Annotated in this window: 9 protein-coding genes; 1 reads left to right on the top strand and 8 read right to left on the bottom strand. The window is 43.4% G+C overall.

Annotation, left to right across the window (positions count from 1 at the left end; all coding sequences use genetic code 11):
• From HMPREF0106_RS13590 to dnaN, 8 genes are all read right to left on the bottom strand, one after another.
• The coding region (locus HMPREF0106_RS13590; protein ID WP_009039838.1) for a transcription termination/antitermination NusG family protein at positions 1-218 on the bottom strand (218 nt) is incomplete at its 3' end.
• A 357-nt stretch (positions 219-575) separates the two neighbouring features.
• On the bottom strand, positions 576-1,520 hold the full coding sequence (locus HMPREF0106_RS13585) for a tyrosine-type recombinase/integrase (protein WP_009039839.1): 945 nt from the start codon (positions 1,518-1,520) through the stop codon (positions 576-578).
• Between the two features lie 368 nt (positions 1,521-1,888).
• A complete protein-coding gene (locus HMPREF0106_RS13580; RefSeq protein ID WP_032851310.1) occupies positions 1,889-3,595 on the bottom strand; it encodes a serine protease in 1,707 nt (568 codons plus the stop codon).
• A gap of 1 nt (position 3,596) precedes the next feature.
• Positions 3,597-4,340 carry a 23S rRNA (guanosine(2251)-2'-O)-methyltransferase RlmB gene (rlmB, locus tag HMPREF0106_RS13575; protein ID WP_004316861.1) on the bottom strand — a complete coding sequence of 248 codons (744 nt, stop codon included), beginning with the start codon at positions 4,338-4,340 and terminating at the stop codon, positions 3,597-3,599.
• Between the two features lie 102 nt (positions 4,341-4,442).
• A complete protein-coding gene (recN, locus tag HMPREF0106_RS13570; protein ID WP_009039841.1) occupies positions 4,443-6,104 on the bottom strand; it encodes a DNA repair protein RecN in 1,662 nt (553 codons plus the stop codon).
• Positions 6,105-6,130: 26 nt separating this feature from the next.
• A complete protein-coding gene (gene coaBC / locus HMPREF0106_RS13565; RefSeq protein WP_008025458.1) occupies positions 6,131-7,339 on the bottom strand; it encodes a bifunctional phosphopantothenoylcysteine decarboxylase/phosphopantothenate--cysteine ligase CoaBC in 1,209 nt (402 codons plus the stop codon).
• Positions 7,339-8,118 (bottom strand): 3'-5' exonuclease, encoded by a 780-nt coding sequence (locus HMPREF0106_RS13560; RefSeq protein WP_004316864.1) that lies wholly within the window; start codon positions 8,116-8,118, stop codon positions 7,339-7,341. The genes coaBC and HMPREF0106_RS13560 overlap by 1 nt, the downstream gene beginning before the upstream one ends.
• Positions 8,119-8,230: 112 nt before the next feature.
• Entirely contained in the window at positions 8,231-9,355 is a 1,125-nt protein-coding gene (dnaN, locus tag HMPREF0106_RS13555) for a DNA polymerase III subunit beta (protein ID WP_004316865.1), read from the bottom strand.
• Positions 9,356-9,509: 154 nt separating this feature from the next.
• Here dnaN and HMPREF0106_RS13550 point away from each other — a divergent pair, with 154 nt between their 5' ends.
• Positions 9,510-9,884, top strand: coding sequence for a DUF3127 domain-containing protein (locus HMPREF0106_RS13550; protein WP_004316866.1), 375 nt, complete (start codon positions 9,510-9,512; stop codon positions 9,882-9,884).
• The last annotated feature ends 43 nt before the right edge of the window (positions 9,885-9,927 follow it).

Consider the following 9,927-nt stretch of genomic DNA (forward strand, 5'->3'; position numbering starts at 1 on the left):
AAGACTGTATCAACCATCTTTCGACGGTCGCTCCATTGATGGATCTGTTGCTGAACGGGAACAAAAGAATCAATTCCCATCTTAGACAAACGCTCGGATACTTTCTTCTCGTGATGCATTCGAACGAGTGCTACATACCAGCGTTTTGAGTGTGCTACGCCTTCCCCTGTCCCACTAATAGGCCCGGCATTTACTGATTTTGGTTTCGTTAAAATCATATTTTTTTACCCCATGTGATTCCGTTACTTCTTAGGTAACGGAAATATATTCGCTACAAAGATAGGTAAAAATATTAATAGCAAACAAGCAAAAAACTTCTTTTTTTCCTTTTTCTCTCAAATATGCAACATGAATCTATCTGAACATGAAAGATAACGTCTTCATGCTCAAGGGATTTTTATTACCTAAATTCAAAAAAGTCTTATATTGAATGTTAGGTACCCGCTTTTATATTCCCTCATAATCGATTTTTTTCCTTTTTTCACTGCTATGTGTATCCTATATGTGTGTTTTCCGTTACCTAAGAAGTAACACCAGCATTAAGTCCCTAATCCATAATGCTTTAATAATATTAATCAGAACATTTTAAAACTACATATGTAAGAATAATTCAATTTATTAACCTTTGTTCTTTCTTCCAATTCGAAACCCTTTAAATATATCTGTGTTGTTTTAATAGATTTGTGCCCTAATGATTCGCTAATCATCTCGATAGGAACACCTCTGTACTTGGCAGTCGTAGCCCAAGAATGACGAAGCGTGTAAGACGTGACGGATGAAGATATCCTTAATTTTCTGGACAGGTTTTTCAAATCATTATTGAAACGTCTCAAGGCTGACTGATATTCACGATATGCTTCCTCTTCATCTCTCTTATATGCTCCGCTTAATATCCGAAAAAGATAATCAGGATAATCAGGACTTCGCGCATCGGTTTTATTGTATAATCCCCCGATTGCATTGTGCGCTGACTCCAGCACTTCTATACTCATAGGAGTACCGGTCTTGAGACGGTTGTACTTTAAAAGACCTTGTTTCAAATTGGATTTTTCCAGATGGGCCAAATCAGAAAAAGGCATTCCACAAAACTGAAATAACAGATTGGCAATGGCCTGTGTCCGGCGAAGCTTTTCCGATTGAGGATCTTTGTTTAGTAACATGTGAAGTTCACCGATCGGGATGGCTTTCTTCTGACGTGTGTCTACCCCGGTAAATACATCCCGGAACAAGCCATGTACATAAGGAGCCTGATGCGTATCAACTCCGCGATTGTAGATACTACGAAGCATACGCATATACGTAGAAATCGTATTAGGCTTCAAACGGGAAGCCAACAGATAGTTGCTATACCTCTTTAGAGTTTCGCGGTTTATCCTACTAAAGGTAATGGATTGGGTCCCACAAAACTGCGAAAAAGAACGAATAGCGTGTTTATACACGTGGGCCGTAGAATAACGACCCTCTTGTCGCAAACAATCGATGTAATTGTTTGCACAAATAGTAAATCGATTTTTTTCCATAAATTATAACTTATCTCATAAGTGTTATTAAAAAACGTGCGGAATATAGTAAGATTATAGATAAAATGAATCACATTTTTAAATTTAGTCACTGTTTTAGATGGAAAATCGAATAATTTCTAAAAAAAATAAGTGAAGCCATGCAGTATTTTCAATAAGCGTGCATTTAACTTATAAAAGAGGGGAAAAAGGGAAATCAAACCATATATCATTAAAACCTACAACCTGAGCTTAACAAGTGAAGTGGGGAAAAATAAAAAAAGAGAGAGAGTTTTTTATACAACGTCCCCCAAAACGAGGAATCCCTGCCAATTTTCGAGTTGGCAGGGATTCATTTTTACTTATGTTGTTTTCGAAGAGGCAATCTCTTACTTGCAGTATTTGGTAATCAGCTCATCTACATTTGGATCACCCAGTTCTTTCGCTTTCTTAAAGTTGCCGCAAGCTTCATCTGTCTTCTTCAACTGTATCTGGCAAAGCCCCAATAAGCGGTAAGCCTCGGCATATTTAGGATCAGCCTTCAATATATTATTCAAAATCTGAATAGCTTCTTCATAACGTCCTACACGCAGGTTGACCACTGCATGTTCCGCCTGATAGGTCAGGTCTGTCGGATTCATTTCGATTGCTTTAACTATATCATCCAAGGCGCGTTGGAATTGGCGTGCTTTCAAAGCGGCCTGTTCGCGATAGTAATAGAATACGTCGTTCACTTCTCCTTTGACTGCTGTATGATAAGCATCATAATCGAGCATCGCATTCCGTGGCTGGCCGGCATTCATGTTCATCTGCGCACGTTCCAACAAATATGGAGCAAAATCTGCTGTGATCGGTTGCGGGCAACGGGCAATACAGCTATCCATTAAAGCTACAACTTCTTTCGGGTCACCTTTCGCCAGTTCCTTCGTCTTGGCAGCACTAAAGAAAGTGGCCGGAGAAGCAATGTTGCTGGCATTTACCTTTTCATAAGCTGCCAAAGCACCGGCATAGTCTTGCTGGGCAAACAGTATATCGCCTTCCATTTGAATATAAATAGGCAGCGGATCAATGGCGATTGCCTGACGAACATTCTGCAAAGCAGTGTCATACGTCCAGTCTTTATACGTTTTTTCCGGCTTCGACAATTGATAAGCATACATCAGCTTACCTATATTATAATATACATCATCTTTTTTCTGGGCTACTTTCAAAGCCTGATTAAAGTCGGCAACTGCTTTATCATACCAAGTCTGGTCGTCCTTACCTTTAGCTGCATAATAATTGGCACGACGAAGATAACCATCCGCATTGGCAGGGAACTGACGGATGAAATCATCCAACAGCTTTTCGTAATCGTCGCCTGACAGGCTCGAAGATGCCATAAACAAGTACACTAATGCTTGGTCTTCCGTTTCGGGCAGGCCTTTCCGGATGCCAATCTTTTTCAAAGCAGCGTCTCCCAAAGAAAGAGCACTGATTTTCTGCGCCATGGCAAAAGCTGCTCCTGCCGCATAGCAAGTGGTCACCGTATCGATGCCGGATGACTTCTGCGCAATGCCAAATACCTGACCTTCGGCATTCATCACCGGACAGCTCACCATCTTATCTTTCATCTGCATACCCAATGTATAGTAATGATATTCTCCGGCTACTTTGGAAACTTCTTTCACTTTACCAGTAACGCAAGCGATACTTTTCTGTGTAGAATAAGGAAGCATCCACGCATCGGCTCCCACTGCCGGAGCTGTTTTAGCCACAATGAGCGCAGGCACTTTCTTCTCGGTGATAGCTACACGGAACTTAATGACATCATACATATCATTCGCTCCAAGTATCAGGCTAACCGGCATCTGCTTGCCTTCGGAAGTGATTACCACCGCACGTTCGGCTCCTTTAAAAAGAGTATAATCTGATAAAGCCAATCCATCTTCGGATACAAAAAATCCGTTTCCGGTATTCAGCATTTTATCATTCTTGTCATAAGTCACCACAGAGAAGACTGCCCGTTTTGCCTTCTCTACCCATTTGGGAGTTTGCGCCATGCTTCCCTGTATCAGGAAGAAAAGCAGTAAAGGTAGAATTAAAATCTTCTTCATATCAGTCATTATTTCTTTGTTTCACAGCTTCGTAAACCAGGATACCGGCAGCCACGGAAACATTCAGAGATTCGATGGTGCCCAGCATCGGGATTTTCACCCATTCGTCGCAGAGCGCAAGGTTTTCATAAGAAACTCCCGTATCCTCCGCTCCCATAATGATGCACAGCGGTCCTGTATAATCGGCTTTTGTATAGTCGTAATCTCCCTTCTCGGTAGCAGCTACAATACGGAAACCACTGTCTTTCAGATATTGCAGCGTTGAACGGAGGTTCTGCTCACGACACACAGGCAGCGTGTGCAGCGCTCCTGCCGATGTTTTCACGGCATCAGCATTGACAGACGCACTCCCGCGGACAGGAATAATCACTGCATCGACAGCTGCACATTCGCAGGTACGGGCAATGGCTCCGAAATTACGTACATCGGTCACTCCGTCCAGCATAACAAAAAACGGATTCTTCCCTTGTTCGAACAAGAAAGGAACAAGATCTTCCGTTTTCTGATAAGTCACAGAAGAAATGAAAGCAATCACTCCCTGATGATTTTTCCGGGTAATGCGGTTAATACGTTCTACCGGAACACGCTGAACCGGTATCATCAGCCCTTTCAAAGCAGCAAACAGTTCTTTGGAAAGATCACTCTGAATGTCTTTCTTTACCAGAATTTTATCAATCTCTTTACCTGCCTGAATGGCTTCTATCACGGCACGAACACCGAAAATCATTTCACTTTTATCCAACATCTATTTGATTTACTATTTTACTATTTACAATTTACTACTTATCAGTTAGCGCTTAACAATTCACTACCTCAACTACTTTGAATGAATCAATTTAGCCATTAATCACTTAGCATCAAGCAGGGATTTGGCATTGCTAAGGGCGGCCTCGGTCAGAGTGGCGCCACTAAGCATGTGAGCTATTTCCTCTACTCGTTCTTCATCGATGAGACGGCGGATATGACTATTTGTTTCCGTATCGCTGTCTTTCTTATATACTTTATAATGTGCACGTCCGCGGGCAGCAATCTGCGGCAAGTGGGTGATGCTGATTACCTGACGGTTCCGGTCGCCCATTTCCTGCATCATGTCCGCCATGCGGTCGGCTATTTCACCGGAGACACCGGTATCTATTTCATCAAATACGATAGTCGGCAGTTTCACGGCTCCGGCAATCAATGCTTTGATAGAAAGCATGACACGGGCAATTTCACCTCCCGAAGCTACGGACGAGATATTCTGCAAGGTGCCGTTCTTATTGGCAGAAAACAGGAAGTTGACTGTATCTTCTCCTTGCAATCCCGGCTCTTTCTTCAGTCCCATTTCGATCTGGAAACGAACATTCGGCATTCCCAACGGAATCAAGCGGGCAGCCAATTGTTTTTCCACTTCACGCGCAGCTTTCGTACGGGCTTTGGTGAGCAGTTCTGCTTGTTGTTTCACTTGCTTATATTGTTCCTCTTTACGAGCGGTCAGCTCGGCAATACGTTCATCGTATGAAGTAATGTCGGACAATTTGCTACGATATTCATCCGTCAACGCTATCAACTCGTCAAGAGTCTGTGCCCGGTGTTTCTGTTGCAGGGAATAAATCAGATTCAGCCGTTCGTTCACTTCTTCCAGGCGGACCGGATTAAATTCAACGGAATCACTTTGCGAAGAGACTTCGTGCGAAATATCTTTCAATTCGATATAGGCGCTCTCCATACGTTCGGTAAGTTCCTTAGCGGGCTGATAGACTCTTTGCAGGCTATTCAGCGTATTCAGACTATCTTTCAGGTAAGAAAGCAATCCACCCTCATCCGAGACAAATGACTGTTCTACCCGATAAAGTCCGGCTTTAATTTCCTCCGCATGACTTAGTGTTTCGGCTTCCTGTTCCAGTTCCTCCTGCTCTCCTTCTACAAGATGAGCCTCTTCGAGCTGTTCAAGTTGGAAACGGATATAATCTTCATCAGAACGGCTTTTCTCTGCCAGTGACATTAATTCAGCCAGTTCGCGTTCTGTCTGCTTCCATTCGCCATAACGTAGATGGTATTTCTCCAATGCTGCATCATTATGTGCCAGAATATCAAGCACGTTCAACTGGAATCCTTCTTTATTAAGTAACAGATTCTGATGTTGAGAATGTACATCTATCAATTGTTCGCCCAGCTCTTTCATTTGTGCCAGTGAAGCGGGAGTATCATTGATGAATGCTCTGCTTTTACCGGAAGCCTGTACCTCACGACGCAAAATACACTCTTCATCATATTCCAATTCGTTTTCTTCAAAAAACGGACGCATACCGTAGGCAGCAATATCGAACCGTGCCTCTATAATACATTTGGAAGCTCCGCGACGAATCGCTTTCACATCGGCACGCTGCCCCAGCAGGAGCCCGATCGCTCCCAGAATAATTGATTTCCCGGCTCCCGTTTCACCTGTTATAACGGAAAAGCCTGTTTCAAAACTGATATCCAGTTTTTCTATCAATGCGTAATTCTGAATGTATAGTGAACGTAACAAACTAATTAAAAATTAAAATTTGAAAATTAAAAATTGGGAGACAGGGTGGCTACCAGACGATCAATGATGTCTTGAGCTACTTCCGTTTTCGACTTCAGAGGATAGTCTGTACGACCTTTCCTGTCGATTATACTTATCTTATTGGTATCATGGCGGAAACCGGCTCCTGCATCATTCAACGAGTTAAGCACAATAAAATCGAAGTTCTTGCGTTCGAGCTTTCCTTCGGCATTCTGCTGCTCATTATTGGTTTCGAGCGCAAAGCCAACCAGGCATTGTTGTTTTCTTTTTATGGCTCCTAAAGAGGCAGCAATATCTTGTGTTGCCTGAAGATGCAGGGTCAGTTCTTCTTCTTTTTCCCGCTTAATCTTCTTATCGGCTACCGTTGCCGGACGATAGTCGGCTACTGCCGCACAAAGAATACCGGCATCAGCATCCGGGAAATGAGCCTGCGCTGCTTTGTACATTTCTTCAGCAGATTCGACATCGACACGGATGATACCAGAATGTTGCGTTTTGAGTTGCACAGGACCTGTTATCAAGGTCACTTGTGCTCCGCGACGGGCACATTCTTCTGCCAACGCGAATCCCATCTTTCCGGACGAATAATTGCCGATGAAACGCACCGGGTCTATCTTTTCGTAAGTCGGTCCGGCAGTAATCATCACTTTCTTTCCGGACAGTTCGTCACTCGAAGCAAAGAATTCATCCAATACCCGGATGATATTCTCCGGCTCTTCCATTCGCCCCTTCCCTACCAGATGGCTGGCTAGTTCTCCTGTCCCCGGCTCGATAATATGATTACCATAGGAACGCAGAATATCCAGATTTTTCTGGGTGGCAGGATGGGCAAACATATCGAGGTCCATTGCCGGAGCAACAAACACGGGAGCTTTTGCCGAAAGATAAGTGGTTATCAGCATATTGTCGGCTATTCCGTTGGCCATTTTACCGATGGTAGAGGCAGTGGCCGGCGCAATCAATACGGCATCCGCCCATAAACCGAGATCAACGTGGCTGTTCCACGTTCCGTCACGTTGGGCAAAAAACTCACTGATGACCGGTTTGCTGGTCAAAGCCGAAAGAGTGATCGGAGTAATAAATTCTTTTCCCGCCGGAGTAATTACGACCTGCACTTCCGCTCCTTGTTTTATCAGTCCGCGAATGATATAGCACGCCTTATACGCGGCAATACTGCCGGTAATTCCAAGAATTATTTTCTTTCCTTTTAGCATTATTTTGTAATCAAATTACTCATTTCACGCAAGCGGATTTTTGTCAATGCCGCCTTGGTGTTCAGCGTGAAATCACTATTCAAAATCCAACTGTAATATCCGGGATCTTTCTTCAAAACCTCGGCTACAGACATTCCCTTATATTTTCCGAAGTTGAACACTTCTACCCCATTATCATCGTACACCATGCGTCCGGCAAAATCGACATTCTTGCTGAAACTTGAATAATCAGCCAGGAACGCAATATCATTCTGAAGATCGGAGTAACGGTCGAGCTGCGCTTTCAACACTTCGTAAGTAGCCCGTGTATCTGCTTCGGCAGTGTGCGCATCTTCCAAATTCTTGTCGCAATAGAACTTGTAGGCAGCAGACAGGGTGCGTTGTTCCATTTTGTGGAAGATGACCTGTACGTCTACAAATTTACGTTTTGTCATATCAATATCTACTCCGGCACGAAGAAATTCTTCGGCAAGAACAGGAATATCAAAACGATTGGAATTAAATCCTGCCAAATCGCAACCTTCAATGTCCCTGGCTATGTTTTTCGCTACTTCTTTAAAAGTAGGACAATCTGCTACGTCGGCATCATAAATACCATGTATAGCAGAGGATGCTTCCGGAATATGCATTTCGGGATTGATACGTAATGTCTTTGCTTCTTCATTTCCATTCGGATATACTTTCAGATAGCAAATTTCAACAATTCGGTCTGTGTTGATATTGGTTCCTGTTGTTTCTAAATCAAAGAAAACAATGGGATTTTTCAGGTTTAATTTCATTTCTGTTTATTTTATTGAGTCACCACAGAGGACGCAGAGGACACAGAGGGTTATTTAATAAATATTCAAATTTATCCTCTGTGTCCTCTGCGTCCTCTGTGGTGAATTTACATTAATCATTTAGCATCATCGGCATCAGCAGCATCAGCAAGTCTTCGTTTTCTTCCTGCTCTACCGGGATGATTACTCCGGCACGTGAAGGATCTGCAAGTTCGATGACTACTTCATCCGCCGAAATATTGTTCAGTATGTCGATGAGGAACGTCGATTTAAAACCGATGCTCATTGCAGCACCTGCATACTGGCAAACTTGTGTTTCTTCGGCAGAAGTAGAGAAATCAATATCTTGTGCGGAAATCACAATCTGGTTTTCCTGCATACGAAGTTTAATCAAACTGCTGGCTTGTGACGAGAAGATAGACACACGGCGCAAAGCTCCTACCAACTGTTGGCGGTCTACGGTCACTTTGTGCGGGTTGTTTTGTGGAATTACCGAGTTGTAGTTCGGGTAACGTCCTTCAATCAGGCGGCAAACCATCCGGTAGCTTTCAAGCATGAATACAGCGTTGCGTTCGTCAAATTCGATGGTCACTGCGCCTTGTTCTTTCGGCAAAAGATTCTTTAGCAATGTAGCCGGTTTCTTCGGAAGGATGAAGGCTGCACGCTCGTTGCCTTTGGCTGCCAACGTTTTGCAACGTACCAGTTTATGACCGTCCGAAGCAACCATTGTAATGTCTTCTGTTGTAATATCGAAATAAATACCGTTCATCACCGGACGAAGTTCATCATCGGCAGTAGCAAACACCGAACGGTTGATACCTCCCAGAAGTACGCTTGCTTCCATTTCCACGCGGACAGCATTATCCCCCAGTGTAGCCGATTGCGGGAATTCATCCGCATTCTGCCCCATCAGGCTGTATTTTCCGTTCTGGTACTGCACCGTTATTTCATAATTATCCGGATTGATATCGAATGTGAGTGGTTGTTCCGGAATTTCTTTCAGTGCGTCAAGCAATGTTTTCGCTACTACGGCAAAACGCCCGTTCGTATCGCTTTCATTCACTTCTACGGTAGTCACCATCGTTGTTTCACTGTCGGATACAGTCACAGACAAAGTTCCGTCTTCCAGTTCGAAGAGGAAACAATCGAGAATTGGCAGCGCATTTTTTGAATTAATAACACGGCTGATGGCCTGTAAATGGCTGGAAAGAGCAGTACTTGAAACGATAAATTTCATATATTTTCGTGTATTTAAGTTTTAAATGTTCTATCGCACAAAGTTACGAAAAAAGATTTGGGCTGCCCAATAAAAACAAAAGAAAAAAACAGGTATTGTGCGAGGGATATTACTAAAAAATTGTAACTTCGCCGCAGAATTTAAAATTATCGCAATGGAATTTACAGGAAAAATCATCGCTATCCTCCCCCCGAGAGGCGGAGTTTCAAAAACTAGCGGCAACGAGTGGAAATCACAAGAGTACGTTATCGAAAACCACGACCAATATCCACGTAAAATGTGCTTCGACGTATTTGGCGCAGACAAAATCGAGCAGTTCAACATTCAAATGGGCGAAGAATTGACTGTATCATTCGACGTTGACGCCCGTCAGTGGAATGATCGCTGGTTCAATAGTATCCGCGCATGGAAAGTAGAGCGTGTTAGCACAGGTGCTCCAATGGCTTCCGGTTCTCCCGTTCCTCCTCCAGCTCCGTCGGCTATGCCGGAATTTACTCCGGGCGATGCCAAAGACGATCTGCCATTCTAAACCGAAAGTCATTCGTTCGATGAATAAGCATAAAAAAACTCCG

The sequence above is a fragment of the Bacteroides sp. D22 genome (assembly GCF_000163675.1).
Lineage (GTDB): Bacteria > Bacteroidota > Bacteroidia > Bacteroidales > Bacteroidaceae > Bacteroides > Bacteroides xylanisolvens.